The organism is Arsenophonus endosymbiont of Crataerina pallida, assembly GCF_964020125.1.
GTDB lineage: Bacteria > Pseudomonadota > Gammaproteobacteria > Enterobacterales > Enterobacteriaceae > Arsenophonus > Arsenophonus nilaparvatae.
In genome coordinates, this window is the sequence record NZ_OZ026540.1 from 2,579,638 (window position 1) to 2,597,121 (window position 17,484).

The window sequence follows — 17,484 nt, forward strand, 5'->3', positions numbered from 1 at the left end:
ATATTGCATAATATCGCTTTATCTTAATTAAACATTTTTTTTCAGATTGTAATACTAGCCAATAATTTTTAATTATTCGTCATGTTCACCTCGGGCACGACTAGGTGTAAAGCCAAATCTTTTACGATAACTTTGAGTAAAATAGGACTGACTGGAAAAACCGGCTTCCATTGAGATATCTACAATACTCAGATCAGTATTTATCAATAATTGGTGCGCATACATGATTCGTCTTTCACTAATCCATGCGCGGGGAGAGGTATTATAAATTGTACTGAATAACTCTTTAAATGTGGTTAGTCCCATACCAAATTCTTTGGCAAACTGATTAAGTTTCCATTCTTTTAAATAATTATTTTCCATAAAAGATTGCAAACGTTCAGCCTGTCAATTACTGAGTTGTCGCAATACTGATAACAGGTTTGCACCCTGTTGCCCATGAGTAAGCAATAACAGTAATTCTTCAATGCGTAAATCAATTAAGGCACTATGGCACTCATGACTTAATAGTATTTTTAATCCTTTAATACTTTCTTCCAGTAAGGATGAATGACTAAAAGCAATTAAACTGGCGGTATTATTTTCGGCCCGTTTTATTTCACTTAATATGGTGCCAAATCGACCCATAAAATTTCTTAAGAAATCGTCATATAAAGGTATCCACAGAAGTTTGCATACTTCCTCTTCGGTTTTTACCGTATAACTCCCTTGTCTGATGAAGATAATTTCATTGTTTAATACTTGATAAGTGTTGGAGGGATCTTGCCAGCTAACTTTCCCATCTAACACAATATAAAGTCCCTTATTCTGGTGTTCTATAATATTATAATTAGGCATCGTCCACACAATTGTGCTGACAAAGCCTTCATCAAAACTGATATTTCCTTTCATATCATATAATATTCCGATTTTTTATATTACTGTGAAATATCTTATTACAGGAACCACCGATAATAGTGATCCTAGACATAAGAATAATACCATATTAAATTAGTTAATTATTTATAGGGTGTAAGTAATATTTTAATATCTCACTATGTTTGTGAGTTATGAATAATTATATATTTAATTTTTCTATTTGTCAGAATATATTTCAAAATATTAAAAAATATGTCTTTATTCATTTAATTGATAGATGCTATGTTATCATTCGTTTTTTCCGCTTTTACTGATCGTTAATTATCGTATTAGGGTTAATAAAAACACTATTATTGTTTTCTTCTGCCTTTAATTTCCGGATTACCATCCATTTCCTTATGTTCTTTTTTTATTTCCTCTTTACTCATTTTTAACTGTTTAATATAAAAATAGTGTTCAAGACAAAAATCTAATAACGAAATGATAATTAATCCTAATACGCAAATAACAGTTAGTTGGGTAAGTAATTGTCCAATAAATACTGGAATGCATTTTAATCCGCATATTGGCAGATGGAAAAAAAAATTAATATTACCTTTAATAACAAACTAAACAATAAAACCAATAAAAATAACTTTTATTAATGATTTAAAAAATTCAAGTAAATTTTTAAGTGAAAATATTTTTTTTGCACCGGCGATCGGATTAATATGTTTAATATCGGGTTTTAAAGATGAAGGGCTAAGTAAAAAACCAAACTGAGCAACATGAGATAATACGATAATAATTATTGTTATGATTATAATTGGTAATAAGATATTAATTGTAATATGCCAAATATGTGGCAAAATTTTTGCTTTCCCTGTTTGGAAATCTAGCAAGCTACTGTCTTGAAGATAAGCAAAGAGCAATAAAAAATGTTCAATAAAGAAAGTGGATAAGCTTAATAGTAGCGATAATAGGATCACAATAATGCTACTGGAAACAATCTCTTTGCTTTTAAGTATTTGGCCTTTTTGGCGTGCATCTTTGATTTTTTTTGCGGTTGGTGCTTCGGTTTTTTCGCCACTCATTGTTTAGCTCAATATTTGAATCAGTTTTTTATAACTTTTATTTATTTGGCTTTGTATTATTTCTGCATGCAAAATTAATATACTAAAATAATTGACTAATAATAAACTGGAAATAGCACCTTTTAAGGGCATGGATAAGATAAAAACATTTAATGAAGGAGCAAAACGGCTAATTAATGCTAATCCCCATTCAACAATAAACATCGCAATAACTAAAGGTGCCGCTAATATCAGAAAATTATCTAACATCAATTTAAATAGCTGAATGAAAAATGCTAATAATTGCTCATTAAAGCCAGGTAAAAATTGATCGATAGGCCAAAGAGAAAAACTGTAATAAAGGGTTTGTATCAGTAATAGGAAATTGCCGCTAATCAAGAATAGCGTTGTAAAAGCTTGACTAAAAAATAATCCCATTGGTGAGGTTTGTTCATCAAACAGCGGGTTAACAATAGAAGCCATTGTAGTACCACGTTGGTTATCGATCATAAAACCGATAGATTGCATCATCCAGAAAGGTATTGCAGCGATAAAGCCGAAAAAAAAACCAGTAATGTTTCTTTAATAATGAGTAAAATATATTCATTGCCACTGATATTGATGATTAATTGTGGATCAATGGTAGGGATTAAAAAAAATATTAAAGAAAATATGATGCCATTTCTTAGTAATGTTCCGCCTTGTATCTTGAAAACGGTTTAAAATAGTTACGATTAGATTTGGCAAGGTGCATGCAGCCCGATTCCTCCTTGTATCTTGAAAACGGTTTAAAATAGTTACGATTAGATTTGGCAAGGTGCATGCAGCCCGATTCCTCCTAGGGTTTTAAGCCCGTTAATTAGCGACCGGCGCATACACTGAGCCACTCATCTGAAACCCGAACAGTTGTCCGTACTCCATAACGCATTTGCAAGGATGGGTAATCATGAGTCAGCCAAATCCACTTTGTGTGGGTATTGATGTTTCTAAAGCAACGCTGGACATAGCAGCCAGCTGTGATATTGCACAGTTTACGGTCAGTAATGACTCTGACGGTTTTGATGCCATTATCGCCGAATTGAGAAAGCATTCGGTGGTGTTGGTTCTGATGGAGGCAACTGGCGGGCTTGAAGCTACTGTGGCCTGCTCGCTCCAGGCTGAAGGCTTTGACGTCACTGTGATTAATCCCAGACAATCCCGAGACTTTGCCCGCGCTATGGGCTATCTGGCAAAAACTGACCGTATTGATGCCAAAGTGCTTGCACAAATGGCAGAGGTTATTAATCGACATCCGGAGCGAGAGCGCTTTATCCGGACTCTGCCAAATGCAGAACGTCAGGTTCTTGCTGCGATGGTCGTACGCAGACGCCAGTTGATTACAATGTTGGTGGCAGAACGTAATAGGCTGTATACCGCACATCCACAGAATAGAAAAAGCATCAACATCATCATCAAGGCGCTGGAAGATGAACTTGCCAGAATCGATGAGGATATGAACAACCACATAAGGAACCACTTTAAGGATCTGGCCGCTAGGCTGAGCAGCATTAAAGGGGTTGGTACCATGACAGTTGCTGCGTTGTTGGCGGAGCTTCCCGAACTGGGCAGCCTCTCGAGGCGAGCTATTAGCGCGCTTGTAGGCGTTGCCCCCATAAACCGGGACTCGGGTACCATGCGTGGTCGGCGAACCATATTTGGCGGAAGGGACGGAGTCCGAACAGCACTTTATATGGCCGCGCTTGTAGCAACTCGCTTTAATCCGGTGATAAAAGCCTTTTACATGCGTCTGCTTGCAGCGGGAAAAGCCAAAAAAGTGGCGCTGGTCGCCTGTATGCGCAAGCTGCTGACTATCCTGAACGCGATGCTCAGAAAGAACGAAGAATGGAATGAGTCGTACCATCACGTTTCTCCATAATTTTAACGTTCAAGACAGTTGCTAATAATTTTTTACTCAAAATAGGTAGTGTGGTGAAACATCCCAATAACCGAGGGATAAACAGTGAATAAGCTAATAAATATTGTTGTAACTCTTGAAAAAGCATTATAAGTTTACAATCCTTTGAAAGATCAGATCAGTAAAACGATAGATTTCATGTCCCAACCAATCGGCAATTACCAGTAAAGTGACAATGACACTAATTAATTTAAATAAAAACCCTAATGTTTGTTCCTGGATCTGGGTTAAAGCTTGAATTAATGAAACTAGGGTTCCGACAATAGCAGCAACCACAATAGGCGGCATGGAAAGCATAAAGACTAACCATAAAGATTGTTCTGAAAGATAAATCAAGTCCAGGCTATTCATCTTACGGCTACCCACTATAACTCAATATTAAGCCGTGGCTCAGACGGCTCCAGCCATCAAACATCACAAATAGAAGTAATTTGAAGGGTAAGGAAATCGTCATTGGTGAGACCATCATCATTCCCATAGCTAATAGAATATTTGACACAATTAAATCGATGGCAATAAAGGGTAAATAGAGTAAAAAACCAATTTCAAAGGCGCGAGTCAGCTCACTAATCGTAAAAGCTGGTAACAGGATAAACAAACTGTCTGATGAGACGCTATGGACATATTTTGGCGGCCATAATTTAGCAATATTTTCGCTAAAAAATTCTTTTTCTCTTTGGTTAATATGTTTTGTCAGGAAAGATTTATAAGGTTTTGTGCCTTCATCAAAAAAATATTCAAGCGAAGAGCTAGCCGATAAAGAGACTGGATTTTCGTTGAGAAAGTCTTTGGTGGTCAGTGCGACCGGTGCCATAACATAGAGTGTAAGGATGATGGATAAACCATAAATCGCCATATTAGGTGGTATTTGTTGTACGCCTAGTGCATTTCGTAGCAATGAAAATATCATCGCCATTTTGACAAACGACGTTGCCATGACAGCAATAAACGGAATTAACGCTAATAAAATTAAACCAATAATCAGTGATAACTCATCAGGCAGCTGGGTCATGAGGAGAATTCCTCGTTTTCATCGGTTGAATTTGTTAATGGGCTGTTCTCTTCACTATCTTCAAATAGCGGTTCGCTTTTTTTCGCACATAATTCGACTACTTTAATACCTAATCTTCCTTGAATTTCAACCAGTTGTCCTTTGCCTAGCGGTTGTTGATTGGCAATAATTCTGACGTCACCGTTCACTGGCACAGCAAGATCAATCAACGATCCCTCACAAAGATGAGTGAGAGTTTGTAATTCAATATATTGTCGCCCAACTTCAAAACGAATAGGAATTTGTATTTCTTCTAAATTAGTTAGTGATTGATTAGCTAAATTATCGGTTTCGGAATACATATTAATAAGTTCCAATTGGTGAGAAGACAAAGAAACCCATGCCCAGGGTAAATGTTCAATATAGGCAAGTTGTTGCTGATATTTTTTTAAGTAATGAGGTTGTAACAAGATATCGCCTATTTCTAACCGGTTAAGGGCTTTTATTGTTAGATATATCGGAACCATGCATATTGATAAGGTGACATCAATTGGATATTTTTCTGCAATTCGTCGTTTAGGTAATAGCCGCTGAATAGCTTCGATTTGCGGAAACCAGAGCGAAAGCGTTTTAGCCTCCATAGCAAAATGGCCTTTAATGCCTAATGTAGCTTCGGTGATATGCAGTGACTCAATATTTAGCCACTGTAATGAAGGAAAAAATTTTCCATGTTCTTTTAATAAACTGAGTTGTAACTCTAGCGGTAGATAACTGAAATCGGCGCTGTCTAAGGCATCAGATAGCCAGTTAACTAACATTGATTGATGGCAATAAGCAATAATCGTGGTATTTTTTACTAGTATTGTGAGTTTTAAATTATAGTTAGTATCGGCTTGTTCCAGTGTTAATGTTAATAATTGTTCAGCAAATTGAAAATGATGACGATATTGCATAAAACACTTTCTAAGCTGAAACTCTTGCTCACTGATAACAGGAAATATTGATGTTTGCATTAAACCATCTCTTCTTCAAAGTCGTCGAACTGTTGTGGCTTTTCTTTTGAGCGCTCTTTTGACTGTTGATCATTTAAAATGATCAGTTGGATATGTTGATCAGGATGAATGCGTTGTAACTTGTCAATTAAATCTTGTCGATGCTCAAGTAATATCTTTTGTCCTATTGTTTGGGCGACAAATTCAATCGTGATATTTTGTTGTTGCTGTTGAATTTTAATTTGTAAAGATCCAATTTGCGGTAAGTTTAATTGGATAATTGGTGGCTGATAATTTTTGTTGACTTCAACATTTAATACCGCATTGAGCTTGTTAAATAGGGTATTAAGTAACGAGGTAGGGCTTTTTTCATTATCGACGGTGGCTAATATTTTTTCTGCTGTTGCAGCCGATAAGGCGACAGGCATACTGGGTGGCTCGATGTTATTTTCCGTCCGCTTTTTTTTATCCAGCCGGATATCTGCTGCAGGTGGTTTTTTTTCTGGTTGCGAAGTAACCTCTATTCGGTCAGTCAATTTATCTGGCTTGGATATTGACGGGATTTTTTTGTTAGCAAAATGTTGCTGATGGTTTGCTGGATAAGTAATAGCTGTCTGTTCACTATTTGGTGAGATTATAATTGGTTTTGCTAAATCAGCTGCTGTTATTGGCTGATTAGCTAGTTGGCTGGCCGATAAAGCATTAGCTAACAACGGTGTTTGCAGCGGGTTGTTTAGCTCAGATTTATTAGTTGACGAATTAACTGAATGCTTTATTAGTTGATTTGCTACTTGATTAGTCGATAAATTATCAGTGAAAAACGCTGTTTTTGCCTGTCCATCTGGTTGAGCTTTATCAACCAATGAATTAATTAAATGGGGTATTGACGGCTTATGTTTGCTAGTAGATGGAATTAACTTATCATTCTTATCAGTTTTTGCTGCTGCCATATTACCAATTATAGTGTATGGCATATTATTATTGGCCTGGCAGTGATTATCGGTGATTTCCTCACTAGTGATAGGCAATTTTTGGCGAGTTTTATTTTCTGGTTGTATTGTTGATTTTTTTTAACGCTATGACTGAATGGGTGTTCGCTTAATAGAGCATGAGTATCGAATAAGTTTTTATCGGTTGCTAAATGGGGAGCTTCAACGGATGAACCGGCTAACTTCAGCGCTGATTCAAATTTCTTTTTTAAAACAGGATCACTTTCTAACGGTAATTTGTCTGTTGGTGGTAGCGCCAAAGACTGCGGTTGTGGATTATGTGATATATGGGTGACCTGCTCTTTTTTCATATTATTTCCCTATCGATAACCTTACAAACTCTTCCTGCTCTTGTTCTTCTCGTTGTTCGTTTAATTGTTCCAGCGCACATTTTTGTTGTTGTGTTAGCTGAGTAAATTTTTCTGTTTGTTGTAAACAAAAATTGAGTTTTTTTCTTGATTCTATAAGTTGTTTTTCTAATTGATTAACTTTATCGGTATGAATTTCGATATCTTTAATTAATTTGTCTTTTTGCCATTGAAAATATTGCAGTTGTGCCAGCCAGTTTTGCCATTGGGCAGGTGAAATCGCTGCTTGTTGATGCGTTTGAAAAAATTGCTGTTCCCGTGTTTTATGATGGTGATAATGCTCTTGCAATTGTTGCTCAGCTATATTTAATTGCTGCTGTTGTTTAGCGACTTGATTTTTATCTTGCAGAACCTGTTTTTCTGCTTTTTGTTTTCTTAATTGTTTAATGTTTAATAAACGTGAAAAAATCATTGGCTGATTGTCGCTAATTGATTCAGTGTCTGCTCATAGCGACTTTTTTCATCGGTAGATTGACAAAGCCAGCTTTGAATTTGCGGGTAACGTTTGATTGCTTCATCGGCCAATTCATCATTGCCAGGTTGATATTCACCAATTTGTAGCAATAATTCTATTTCTTCATATTTGGCTAACCATTTTCTGAGTTGTTGGGCTTGTTTATAATGTTCCCGGCTAATAACCCGATCCATCACTCGACTGGCGGAGCGTAAAACATCAATAGCTGGATAGTGGCTAGCAGCGGCCAATTTTCGTGACAGAATAATATGTCCATCTAAAATTGAACGGGTTTCATCGGCAATCGGTTCACTCATATCATCGCCTTCAACCAACACTGTATAAAGAGCAGTAATCGAGCCTTTATCAGACTGGCCGGCACGCTCCATTAAGCGTGGCAACTCAGCAAAAACGGAAGACGGAAAACCCCGCCGGGTTGGTGGTTCACCCGCAGCTAACCCGATTTCCCGTTGCGCTCTGGCAAAACGGGTAACCGAATCCATCAACAATAACACGCGCATATTTTGGTCACGAAAATATTCGGCGATACTTGTAGCGACAAAACCGGCTTTGGCGCGTTCAATGGCTGGGCGATCTGAGGTAGCTACAATTAAAACGCTACGCTTTAATCCTTCTTCACCCAAATCCTCCTCAATAAATTCGCGCACTTCTCGTCCTCGCTCACCTATCAATGCCAAAACAATCACGTCCACATCGGCACCACGAATGAGAGAGGCTAGCAGGGTACTTTTGCCACCGCCAGCAGCCGCAAAAATTCCCATTCTTTGTCCTTCGGCACAGGTTAATAAACCATCAATTGCTCTTACCCCAAGGGAAAGCGGTTTTTCGATTAATTTTCGCTGCATCGGGGCAGGTGCATCACGGTAAATGGGATACCATTGTTCAAGTTCAATATAGTTTGCGGCGGTAAAGGGATTACCTAATCCATCGAGTACTTTGCCTAATAGATGGCGGCCAACGCCAACCTGGTGGCTGGTGCCTGTTGGGCAGACTTCTGTATAAATGGATAATCCACGCGTATCGCCGAACGGGGTAAGGATAGCTTGTTGTTGTTTAAAACCGATGATCTCCGCATCTAACGATTCACCGGTATCACTATTGTATAATTTGCAAAGCTCACCCACTTTAACGCCAGGCAGTTGGGCGGTGATCAAGGTTCCTGTAACTTCTGTTACACGCCCTCTAAGCAGTACTGGCCGGCAGGTTCTAAGTGCTGCCAGCATTTTTTCAGGAATAGAATAAAGTTTAAGCTTGCTTTGCATTGTTTACCTCGATGCAAAACATATCGGAATAACAGCAATAAATATTTAGTTTTTGGTTCAGTTTTTTTTATTTCGCCCGCTATTAAAAATAGCGGCTTCTAATGACATCCAGCGAGATTATCTAACTCTATACTCATATCTAAAAAGTAAATAATGATCGATACATATGAGAAAAATAAATAGATTAGATTCACCATCAGCAATTACTGCTATCACTGATCATTTCTCAGCAGAAATTGTTGAGTATAGTGAGATAGAACCCGTTGTATTAGTGCCAAATGGTCAAGCGGTAGCGGCCCATTTTTCCAATCTATATCCGACCTTTTGTATAGAGACTGCATTATTAAATTATGTAACACCTAAGTTAATTACACCGTTATTAATGACGCCTATTTTTTTAAAATTAACGATGGCACGCCTAAAACAGCAATTAGCTGAGGTTAGCTTGCCAGAAGTTGCCGCTGCTTATGATCTATTGATGGAACTTGCTGATGTAGAACGGCAATTGCAACTGGCAACCAGCTTACTGCATCGAGGATAAAGGTGATTTTAGATCCCATTACACAAAATGCTTTATTGCTACAGGGATGGTTAGCACTGCAATACGGCCAGTTGGCGCGTAGTCAAATATTGCTGGAAGCACTGTTAAAAATGGCACCGGATGATTATCAAGCCAGAAAAATGTTGGTTGTGGTGTTATTAAAACTTGATCTGCCTGAACAGGCTCTAGTGCACTGTACAAGATTAAGAAAGGCTGACATCAATGAGGCAGAGTTATGGTTATGCGAATCACAGGCCTATTTGATGATGGAGCAATTGGAAAAGGCACAACGAGCCTATCAGAACTATCTGTTATGGAAATCTAAGTAATGAATAAAGGAATGATGCTGTTGCAACAGCTTGGCCAACGTAAAGATATTATGTTAGCTATTTTACTACTTGCTGTTGTATTCATGATGGTATTGCCATTACCGACGGTGATCCTGGATCTCCTTATCGCGATTAATATGACTATTTCGGTGGTGTTGTTGATGGTCTCGGTTTATATCACTTCGCCATTACAGTTTTCGGTTTTTCCGGTTTTGTTATTGGTAACTACTTTGTTTCGTTTAGCCTTGGCGGTAAGTACGACGCGAATGATTTTTCATCAAATAGGCCTGTGATTCGCATAACCATAACTCTGCCTCATTGATGTCAGCCTTTCTTAATCTTGTACAGTGCACTAGAGCCTGTTCAGGCAGATCAAGTTTTAATAACACCACAACCAACATTTTTCTGGCTTGATAATCATCCGGTGCCATTTTTAACAGTGCTTCCAGCAATATTTGACTACGCGCCAACTGGCCGTATTGCAGTGCTAACCATCCCTGTAGCAATAAAGCATTTTGTGTAATGGGATCTAAAATCACCTTTATCCTCGATGCAGTAAGCTGGTTGCCAGTTGCAATTGCCGTTCTACATCAGCAAGTTCCATCAATAGATCATAAGCAGCGGCAACTTCTGGCAAGCTAACCTCAGCTAATTGCTGTTTTAGGCGTGCCATCGTTAATTTTAAAAAAATAGGCGTCATTAATAACGGTGTAATTAACTTAGGTGTTACATAATTTAATAATGCAGTCTCTATACAAAAGGTCGGATATAGATTGGAAAAATGGGCCGCTACCGCTTGACCATTTGGCACTAATACAACGGGTTCTATCTCACTATACTCAACAATTTCTGCTGAGAAATGATCAGTGATAGCAGTAATTGCTGATGGTGAATCTAATCTATTTATTTTTCTCATATGTATCGATCATTATTTACTTTTTAGATATGAGTATAGAGTTAGATAATCTCGCTGGATGTCATTAGAAGCCGCTATTTTTAATAGCGGGCGAAATAAAAAAAACTGAACCAAAAACTAAATATTTATTGCTGTTATTCCGATATGTTTTGCATCGAGGTAAACAATGCAAAGCAAGCTTAAACTTTATTCTATTCCTGAAAAAATGCTGGCAGCACTTAGAACCTGCCGGCCAGTACTGCTTAGAGGGCGTGTAACAGAAGTTACAGGCACCTTGATCACCGCCCAACTGCCTGGCGTTAAAGTGGGTGAGCTTTGCAAATTATACAATAGTGATACCGGTGAATCGTTAGATGCGGAGATCATCGGTTTTAAACAACAACAAGCTATCCTTACCCCGTTCGGCGATACGCGTGGATTATCCATTTATACAGAAGTCTGTCCAACAGGCACCAGCCACCAGGTTGGCGTTGGCCGCCATCTATTAGGCAAAGTACTCGATGGATTAGGTAATCCCTTTACCGCCGCAAACTATATTGAACTTGAACAATGGTATCCCATTTACCGTGATGCACCTGCCCCGATGCAGCGAAAATTAATCGAAAAACCGCTTTCCCTTGGGGTAAGAGCAATTGATGGTTTATTAACCTGTGCCGAAGGACAAAGAATGGGAATTTTTGCGGCTGCTGGCGGTGGCAAAAGTACCCTGCTAGCCTCTCTCATTCGTGGTGCCGATGTGGACGTGATTGTTTTGGCATTGATAGGTGAGCGAGGACGAGAAGTGCGCGAATTTATTGAGGAGGATTTGGGTGAAGAAGGATTAAAGCGTAGCGTTTTAATTGTAGCTACCTCAGATCGCCCAGCCATTGAACGCGCCAAAGCCGGTTTTGTCGCTACAAGTATCGCCGAATATTTTCGTGACCAAAATATGCGCGTGTTATTGTTGATGGATTCGGTTACCCGTTTTGCCAGAGCGCAACGGGAAATCGGGTTAGCTGCGGGTGAACCACCAACCCGGCGGGGTTTTCCGCCTTCCGTTTTTGCTGAGTTGCCACGCTTAATGGAGCGTGCCGGCCAGTCTGATAAAGGCTCGATTACTGCTCTTTATACAGTGTTGGTTGAAGGCGATGATATGAGTGAACCGATTGCCGATGAAACCCGTTCAATTTTAGATGGACATATTATTCTGTCACGAAAATTGGCCGCTGCTAGCCACTATCCAGCTATTGATGTTTTACGCTCCGCCAGTCGAGTGATGGATCGGGTTATTAGCCGGGAACATTATAAACAAGCCCAACAACTCAGAAAATGGTTAGCCAAATATGAAGAAATAGAATTATTGCTACAAATTGGTGAATATCAACCTGGCAATGATGAATTGGCCGATGAAGCAATCAAACGTTACCCGCAAATTCAAAGCTGGCTTTGTCAATCTACCGATGAAAAAAGTCGCTATGAGCAGACACTGAATCAATTAGCGACAATCAGCCAATGATTTTTTCACGTTTATTAAACATTAAACAATTAAGAAAACAAAAAGCAGAAAAACAGGTTCTGCAAGATAAAAATCAAGTCGCTAAACAACAGCAGCAATTAAATATAGCTGAGCAACAATTGCAAGAGCATTATCACCATCATAAAACACGGGAACAGCAATTTTTTCAAACGCATCAACAAGCAGCGATTTCACCTGCCCAATGGCAAAACTGGCTGGCACAACTGCAATATTTTCAATGGCAAAAAGACAAATTAATTAAAGATATCGAAATTCATACCGATAAAGTTAATCAATTAGAAAAACAACTTATAGAATCAAGAAAAAAACTCAATTTTTGTTTACAACAAACAGAAAAATTTACTCAGCTAACACAACAACAAAAATGTGCGCTGGAACAATTAAACGAACAACGAGAAGAACAAGAGCAGGAAGAGTTTGTAAGGTTATCGATAGGGAAATAATATGAAAAAAGAGCAGGTCACCCATATATCACATAATCCACAACCGCAGTCTTTGGCGCTACCACCAACAGACAAATTACCGTTAGAAAGTGATCCTGTTTTAAAAAAGAAATTTGAATCAGCGCTGAAGTTAGCCGGTTCATCCGTTGAAGCTCCCCATTTAGCAACCGATAAAAACTTATTCGATACTCATGCTCTATTAAGCGAACACCCATTCAGTCATAGCGTTAAAAAAAATCAACAATACAACCAGAAAATAAAACTCGCCAAAAATTGCCTATCACTAGTGAGGAAATCACCGATAATCACTGCCAGGCCAATAATAATATGCCATACACTATAATTGGTAATATGGCAGCAGCAAAAACTGATAAGAATGATAAGTTAATTCCATCTACTAGCAAACATAAGCCGTCAATACCCCATTTAATTAATTCATTGGTTGATAAAGCTCAACCAGATGGACAGGCAAAAACAGCGTTTTTCACTGATAATTTATCGACTAATCAAGTAGCAAATCAACTAATAAAGCATTCAGTTAATTCGCCAACTAATAAATCTGAGCTAAACAACCCGCTGCAAACACCGTTGTTAGCTAATGCTTTATCGGCCAGCCAACTAGCTAATCAGCCAATAACAGCAGCTGATTTAGCAAAACCAATTATAATCTCACCAAATAGTGAACAGACAGCTATTACTTATCCAGCAAACCATCAGCAACATTTTGCTAACAAAAAAATCCCGTCAATATCCAAGCCAGATAAATTGACTGACCGAATAGAGGTTACTTCGCAACCAGAAAAAAAACCACCTGCAGCAGATATCCGGCTGGATAAAAAAAAGCGGACGGAAAATAACATCGAGCCACCCAGTATGCCTGTCGCCTTATCGGCTGCAACAGCAGAAAAAATATTAGCCACCGTCGATAATGAAAAAAGCCCTACCTCGTTACTTAATACCCTATTTAACAAGCTCAATGCGGTATTAAATGTTGAAGTCAACAAAAATTATCAGCCACCAATTATCCAATTAAACTTACCGCAAATTGGATCTTTACAAATTAAAATTCAACAGCAACAACAAAATATCACGATTGAATTTGTCGCCCAAACAATAGGACAAAAGATATTACTTGAGCATCGACAAGATTTAATTGACAAGTTACAACGCATTCATCCTGATCAACATATCCAACTGATCATTTTAAATGATCAACAGTCAAAAGAGCGCTCAAAAGAAAAGCCACAACAGTTCGACGACTTTGAAGAAGAGATGGTTTAATGCAAACATCAATATTTCCTGTTATCAGTGAGCAAGAGTTTCAGCTTAGAAAGTGTTTTATGCAATATCGTCATCATTTTCAATTTGCTGAACAATTATTAACATTAACACTGGAACAAGCCGATACTAACTATAATTTAAAACTCACAATACTAGTAAAAAATACCACGATTATTGCTTATTGCCATCAATCAATGTTAGTTAACTGGCTATCTGATGCCTTAGACAGCGCCGATTTCAGTTATCTACCGCTAGAGTTACAACTCAGTTTATTAAAAGAACATGGAAAATTTTTTCCTTCATTACAGTGGCTAAATATTGAGTCACTGCATATCACCGAAGCTACATTAGGCATTAAAGGCCATTTTGCTATGGAGGCTAAAACGCTTTCGCTCTGGTTTCCGCAAATCGAAGCTATTCAGCGGCTATTACCTAAACGACGAATTGCAGAAAAATATCCAATTGATGTCACCTTATCAATATGCATGGTTCCGATATATCTAACAATAAAAGCCCTTAACCGGTTAGAAATAGGCGATATCTTGTTACAACCTCATTACTTAAAAAAATATCAGCAACAACTTGCCTATATTGAACATTTACCCTGGGCATGGGTTTCTTTGTCTTCTCACCAATTGGAACTTATTAATATGTATTCCGAAACCGATAATTTAGCTAATCAATCACTAACTAATTTAGAAGAAATACAAATTCCTATTCGTTTTGAAGTTGGGCGACAATATATTGAATTACAAACTCTCACTCATCTTTGTGAGGGATCGTTGATTGATCTTGCTGTGCCAGTGAACGGTGACGTCAGAATTATTGCCAATCAACAACCGCTAGGCAAAGGACAACTGGTTGAAATTCAAGGAAGATTAGGTATTAAAGTAGTCGAATTATGCGCGAAAAAAAGCGAACCGCTATTTGAAGATAGTGAAGAGAACAGCCCATTAACAAATTCAACCGATGAAAACGAGGAATTCTCCTCATGACCCAGCTGCCTGATGAGTTATCACTGATTATTGGTTTAATTTTATTAGCGTTAATTCCGTTTATTGCTGTCATGGCAACGTCGTTTGTCAAAATGGCGATGATATTTTCATTGCTACGAAATGCACTAGGCGTACAACAAATACCACCTAATATGGCGATTTATGGTTTATCCATCATCCTTACACTCTATGTTATGGCACCGGTCGCACTGACCACCAAAGACTTTCTCAACGAAAATCCAGTCTCTTTATCGGCTAGCTCTTCGCTTGAATATTTTTTTGATGAAGGCACAAAACCTTATAAATCTTTCCTGACAAAACATATTAACCAAAGAGAAAAAGAATTTTTTAGCGAAAATATTGCTAAATTATGGCCGCCAAAATATGTCCATAGCGTCTCATCAGACAGTTTGTTTATCCTGTTACCAGCTTTTACGATTAGTGAGCTGACTCGCGCCTTTGAAATTGGTTTTTTACTCTATTTACCCTTTATTGCCATCGATTTAATTGTGTCAAATATTCTATTAGCTATGGGAATGATGATGGTCTCACCAATGACGATTTCCTTACCCTTCAAATTACTTCTATTTGTGATGTTTGATGGCTGGAGCCGTCTGAGCCACGGCTTAATATTGAGTTATAGTGGGTAGCCGTAAGATGAATAGCCTGGACTTGATTTATCTTTCAGAACAATCTTTATGGTTAGTCTTTATGCTTTCCATGCCGCCTATTGTGGTTGCTGCTATTGTCGGAACCCTAGTTTCATTAATTCAAGCTTTAACCCAGATCCAGGAACAAACATTAGGGTTTTTATTTAAATTAATTAGTGTCATTGTCACTTTACTGGTAATTGCCGATTGGTTGGGACATGAAATCTATCGTTTTACTGATCTGATCTTTCAAAGGATTGTAAACTTATAATGCTTTTTCAAGAGTTACAACAATATTTATTAGCTTATTCACTGTTTATCCCTCGGTTATTGGGATGTTTCACCACACTACCTATTTTGAGTAAAAAATTATTAGGCGGAACATTACTAAGAAATGGCATCATATTTTCTTTAATATTTTTTTTAATCCCTACCATTGATCCACAATTAATCATCAATATCAGTGGCAATGAATATATTTTACTCATTATTAAAGAAACATTACTGGTTTTTTTTTCGGCTTTATCGCTGCAATACCTTTCTGGATAATGCAATCTATCGGTTTTATGATCGATAACCAACGTGGTACTACAATGGCTTCTATTGTTAACCCGCTGTTTGATGAACAAACCTCACCAATGGGATTATTTTTTAGTCAAGCTTTTACAACGCTATTCTTGATTAGCGGCAATTTCCTATTACTGATACAAACCCTTTATTACAGTTTTTCTCTTTGGCCTATCGATCAATTTTTACCTGGCTTTAATGAGCAATTATTAGCATTTTTCATTCAGCTATTTAAATTGATGTTAGATAATTTTCTGATATTAGCGGCACCTTTAGTTATTGCGATGTTTATTGTTGAATGGGGATTAGCATTAATTAGCCGTTTTGCTCCTTCATTAAATGTTTTTATCTTATCCATGCCCTTAAAAGGTGCTATTTCCAGTTTATTATTAGTCAATTATTTTAGTATATTAATTTTGCATGCAGAAATAATACAAAGCCAAATAAATAAAAGTTATAAAAAACTGATTCAAATATTGAGCTAAACAATGAGTGGCGAAAAAACCGAAGCACCAACCGCAAAAAAAATCAAAGATGCACGCCAAAAAGGCCAAATACTTAAAAGCAAAGAGATTGTTTCCAGTAGCATTATTGTGATCCTATTATCGCTACTATTAAGCTTATCCACTTTCTTTATTGAACATTTTTTATTGCTCTTTGCTTATCTTCAAGACAGTAGCTTGCTAGATTTCCAAACAGGGAAAGCAAAAATTTTGCCACATATTTGGCATATTACAATTAATATCTTATTACCAATTATAATCATAACAATAATTATTATCGTATTATCTCATGTTGCTCAGTTTGGTTTTTTACTTAGCCCTTCATCTTTAAAACCCGATATTAAACATATTAATCCGATCGCCGGTGCAAAAAAAATATTTTCACTTAAAAATTTACTTGAATTTTTTAAATCATTAATAAAAGTTATTTTTATTGGTTTTATTGTTTGGTTTGTTATTAAAGGTAATATTAATTTTTTTTTCCATCTGCCAATATGCGGATTAAAATGCATTCCAGTATTTATTGGACAATTACTTACCCAACTAACTGTTATTTGCGTATTAGGATTAATTATCATTTCGTTATTAGATTTTTGTCTTGAACACTATTTTTATATTAAACAGTTAAAAATGAGTAAAGAGGAAATAAAAAAAGAACATAAGGAAATGGATGGTAATCCGGAAATTAAAGGCAGAAGAAAACAATAATAGTGTTTTTATTAACCCTAATACGATAATTAACGATCAGTAAAAGCGGAAAAAACGAATGATAACATAGCATCTATCAATTAAATGAATAAGG

General features: G+C 37.3%; 24 protein-coding genes and 3 pseudogenes. 14 read left to right on the top strand and 13 right to left on the bottom strand.

Annotated elements, in window-relative coordinates:
• Nucleotides 1-72 precede the first annotated feature (72 nt).
• The 4 genes and pseudogenes from AACL31_RS13910 to AACL31_RS13925 form a co-directional block, all read right to left on the bottom strand.
• A pseudogene (locus tag AACL31_RS13910) lies at nucleotides 73-891 on the bottom strand (helix-turn-helix transcriptional regulator).
• A gap of 317 nt (nucleotides 892-1,208) precedes the next feature.
• A pseudogene (locus tag AACL31_RS13915) lies at nucleotides 1,209-1,931 on the bottom strand (EscU/YscU/HrcU family type III secretion system export apparatus switch protein).
• A 3-nt stretch (nucleotides 1,932-1,934) separates the two neighbouring features.
• Nucleotides 1,935-2,441, bottom strand: a complete 507-nt coding sequence (sctT, locus tag AACL31_RS13920) for a type III secretion system export apparatus subunit SctT (RefSeq protein WP_339053287.1) — start codon at nucleotides 2,439-2,441, stop codon at nucleotides 1,935-1,937.
• A gap of 154 nt (nucleotides 2,442-2,595) precedes the next feature.
• Nucleotides 2,596-2,733 carry a hypothetical protein gene (locus AACL31_RS13925; RefSeq protein WP_339053288.1) on the bottom strand — a complete coding sequence of 46 codons (138 nt, stop codon included), beginning with the start codon at nucleotides 2,731-2,733 and terminating at the stop codon, nucleotides 2,596-2,598.
• Between the two features lie 123 nt (nucleotides 2,734-2,856).
• On the opposite strand from AACL31_RS13925, the gene AACL31_RS13930 reads away from it, so the two are divergent.
• Nucleotides 2,857-3,825 (top strand): IS110 family transposase, encoded by a 969-nt coding sequence (locus AACL31_RS13930; protein ID WP_339053074.1) that lies wholly within the window; start codon nucleotides 2,857-2,859, stop codon nucleotides 3,823-3,825.
• Between the two features lie 126 nt (nucleotides 3,826-3,951).
• Here AACL31_RS13930 and sctS (AACL31_RS13935) read toward each other — a convergent pair whose 3' ends face one another.
• From sctS (AACL31_RS13935) to sctN (AACL31_RS13965), 7 genes are read right to left on the bottom strand one after another with little or no spacing between them, the layout of a single operon-like run.
• Nucleotides 3,952-4,215, bottom strand: a complete 264-nt coding sequence (gene sctS, locus AACL31_RS13935; protein ID WP_310510589.1) for a type III secretion system export apparatus subunit SctS — start codon at nucleotides 4,213-4,215, stop codon at nucleotides 3,952-3,954.
• A 7-nt stretch (nucleotides 4,216-4,222) separates the two neighbouring features.
• Nucleotides 4,223-4,876: a type III secretion system export apparatus subunit SctR gene (gene sctR / locus AACL31_RS13940; protein WP_310512989.1), complete on the bottom strand. Its 654-nt coding sequence runs from the start codon at nucleotides 4,874-4,876 to the stop codon at nucleotides 4,223-4,225.
• Complete coding sequence (sctQ, locus tag AACL31_RS13945; RefSeq protein WP_310512990.1) at nucleotides 4,873-5,868, bottom strand: type III secretion system cytoplasmic ring protein SctQ; 996 nt, start codon at nucleotides 5,866-5,868, stop codon at nucleotides 4,873-4,875. Before sctQ (AACL31_RS13945) ends, sctR (AACL31_RS13940) begins: the two co-directional genes overlap by 4 nt.
• The gene (locus AACL31_RS13950; protein ID WP_339053289.1) at nucleotides 5,868-6,821 is read right to left on the bottom strand and encodes a hypothetical protein; all 954 of its coding nucleotides are present in this window, start codon (nucleotides 6,819-6,821) and stop codon (nucleotides 5,868-5,870) included. The genes sctQ (AACL31_RS13945) and AACL31_RS13950 overlap by 1 nt, the downstream gene beginning before the upstream one ends.
• Nucleotides 6,806-7,147 carry a hypothetical protein gene (locus AACL31_RS13955; protein WP_310512992.1) on the bottom strand — a complete coding sequence of 114 codons (342 nt, stop codon included), beginning with the start codon at nucleotides 7,145-7,147 and terminating at the stop codon, nucleotides 6,806-6,808. Before AACL31_RS13955 ends, AACL31_RS13950 begins: the two co-directional genes overlap by 16 nt.
• Before the next feature lies 1 nt (nucleotide 7,148).
• On the bottom strand, nucleotides 7,149-7,616 hold the full coding sequence (gene sctO / locus AACL31_RS13960) for a type III secretion system stalk subunit SctO (protein WP_310512993.1): 468 nt from the start codon (nucleotides 7,614-7,616) through the stop codon (nucleotides 7,149-7,151).
• Nucleotides 7,613-8,941 (bottom strand): type III secretion system ATPase SctN, encoded by a 1,329-nt coding sequence (gene sctN / locus AACL31_RS13965; RefSeq protein WP_422389254.1) that lies wholly within the window; start codon nucleotides 8,939-8,941, stop codon nucleotides 7,613-7,615. The genes sctO (AACL31_RS13960) and sctN (AACL31_RS13965) overlap by 4 nt, the downstream gene beginning before the upstream one ends.
• A gap of 166 nt (nucleotides 8,942-9,107) precedes the next feature.
• On the opposite strand from sctN (AACL31_RS13965), the gene AACL31_RS13970 reads away from it, so the two are divergent.
• The 3 genes and pseudogenes from AACL31_RS13970 to AACL31_RS13980 all read left to right on the top strand — a co-directional run.
• Complete coding sequence (locus AACL31_RS13970) at nucleotides 9,108-9,482, top strand: hypothetical protein (protein ID WP_310512995.1); 375 nt, start codon at nucleotides 9,108-9,110, stop codon at nucleotides 9,480-9,482.
• A gap of 2 nt (nucleotides 9,483-9,484) precedes the next feature.
• Nucleotides 9,485-9,811 (top strand): type III secretion protein, encoded by a 327-nt coding sequence (locus AACL31_RS13975; RefSeq protein WP_339053290.1) that lies wholly within the window; start codon nucleotides 9,485-9,487, stop codon nucleotides 9,809-9,811.
• Nucleotides 9,811-10,092: pseudogene (locus AACL31_RS13980) on the top strand (FHIPEP family type III secretion protein); the annotation flags it as partial. The gene AACL31_RS13975 and the pseudogene AACL31_RS13980, both read left to right, overlap by 1 nt.
• Here the strand turns inward: AACL31_RS13980 and AACL31_RS13985 are convergent.
• Nucleotides 10,051-10,350 (bottom strand): type III secretion protein, encoded by a 300-nt coding sequence (locus tag AACL31_RS13985; RefSeq protein ID WP_339053291.1) that lies wholly within the window; start codon nucleotides 10,348-10,350, stop codon nucleotides 10,051-10,053. The pseudogene AACL31_RS13980 and the gene AACL31_RS13985 sit on opposite strands and share 42 nt — an antisense overlap.
• A 2-nt stretch (nucleotides 10,351-10,352) precedes the next feature.
• Nucleotides 10,353-10,727 (bottom strand): hypothetical protein, encoded by a 375-nt coding sequence (locus tag AACL31_RS13990; protein WP_310512995.1) that lies wholly within the window; start codon nucleotides 10,725-10,727, stop codon nucleotides 10,353-10,355.
• Nucleotides 10,728-10,893: 166 nt separating this feature from the next.
• On the opposite strand from AACL31_RS13990, the gene sctN (AACL31_RS13995) reads away from it, so the two are divergent.
• Genes sctN (AACL31_RS13995) through AACL31_RS14040 form a run of 10 tightly spaced genes read left to right on the top strand, consistent with a single transcriptional unit; the run spans nucleotide 10,894 to nucleotide 17,390 of the window.
• Nucleotides 10,894-12,222 carry a type III secretion system ATPase SctN gene (sctN, locus tag AACL31_RS13995; RefSeq protein WP_310512994.1) on the top strand — a complete coding sequence of 443 codons (1,329 nt, stop codon included), beginning with the start codon at nucleotides 10,894-10,896 and terminating at the stop codon, nucleotides 12,220-12,222.
• Nucleotides 12,219-12,686, top strand: a complete 468-nt coding sequence (gene sctO, locus AACL31_RS14000) for a type III secretion system stalk subunit SctO (RefSeq protein ID WP_310512993.1) — start codon at nucleotides 12,219-12,221, stop codon at nucleotides 12,684-12,686. The genes sctN (AACL31_RS13995) and sctO (AACL31_RS14000) overlap by 4 nt, the downstream gene beginning before the upstream one ends.
• Nucleotide 12,687: 1 nt before the next feature.
• Complete coding sequence (locus tag AACL31_RS14005; RefSeq protein WP_310512992.1) at nucleotides 12,688-13,029, top strand: hypothetical protein; 342 nt, start codon at nucleotides 12,688-12,690, stop codon at nucleotides 13,027-13,029.
• Nucleotides 13,014-13,967, top strand: a complete 954-nt coding sequence (locus AACL31_RS14010) for a hypothetical protein (protein WP_310512991.1) — start codon at nucleotides 13,014-13,016, stop codon at nucleotides 13,965-13,967. The genes AACL31_RS14005 and AACL31_RS14010 overlap by 16 nt, the downstream gene beginning before the upstream one ends.
• Complete coding sequence (gene sctQ, locus AACL31_RS14015; protein WP_310512990.1) at nucleotides 13,967-14,962, top strand: type III secretion system cytoplasmic ring protein SctQ; 996 nt, start codon at nucleotides 13,967-13,969, stop codon at nucleotides 14,960-14,962. The genes AACL31_RS14010 and sctQ (AACL31_RS14015) overlap by 1 nt, the downstream gene beginning before the upstream one ends.
• Nucleotides 14,959-15,612 (top strand): type III secretion system export apparatus subunit SctR, encoded by a 654-nt coding sequence (gene sctR / locus AACL31_RS14020; RefSeq protein ID WP_310512989.1) that lies wholly within the window; start codon nucleotides 14,959-14,961, stop codon nucleotides 15,610-15,612. Before sctQ (AACL31_RS14015) ends, sctR (AACL31_RS14020) begins: the two co-directional genes overlap by 4 nt.
• A 7-nt stretch (nucleotides 15,613-15,619) precedes the next feature.
• Nucleotides 15,620-15,883, top strand: coding sequence for a type III secretion system export apparatus subunit SctS (sctS, locus tag AACL31_RS14025; protein ID WP_310510589.1), 264 nt, complete (start codon nucleotides 15,620-15,622; stop codon nucleotides 15,881-15,883).
• Complete coding sequence (locus AACL31_RS14030) at nucleotides 15,883-16,161, top strand: hypothetical protein (RefSeq protein WP_339053292.1); 279 nt, start codon at nucleotides 15,883-15,885, stop codon at nucleotides 16,159-16,161. Before sctS (AACL31_RS14025) ends, AACL31_RS14030 begins: the two co-directional genes overlap by 1 nt.
• Nucleotides 16,161-16,664 carry an EscT/YscT/HrcT family type III secretion system export apparatus protein gene (locus tag AACL31_RS14035; protein WP_339053293.1) on the top strand — a complete coding sequence of 168 codons (504 nt, stop codon included), beginning with the start codon at nucleotides 16,161-16,163 and terminating at the stop codon, nucleotides 16,662-16,664. Before AACL31_RS14030 ends, AACL31_RS14035 begins: the two co-directional genes overlap by 1 nt.
• Nucleotides 16,665-16,667: 3 nt before the next feature.
• Complete coding sequence (locus tag AACL31_RS14040) at nucleotides 16,668-17,390, top strand: EscU/YscU/HrcU family type III secretion system export apparatus switch protein (RefSeq protein WP_310513000.1); 723 nt, start codon at nucleotides 16,668-16,670, stop codon at nucleotides 17,388-17,390.
• Nucleotides 17,391-17,484 lie beyond the last annotated feature (94 nt).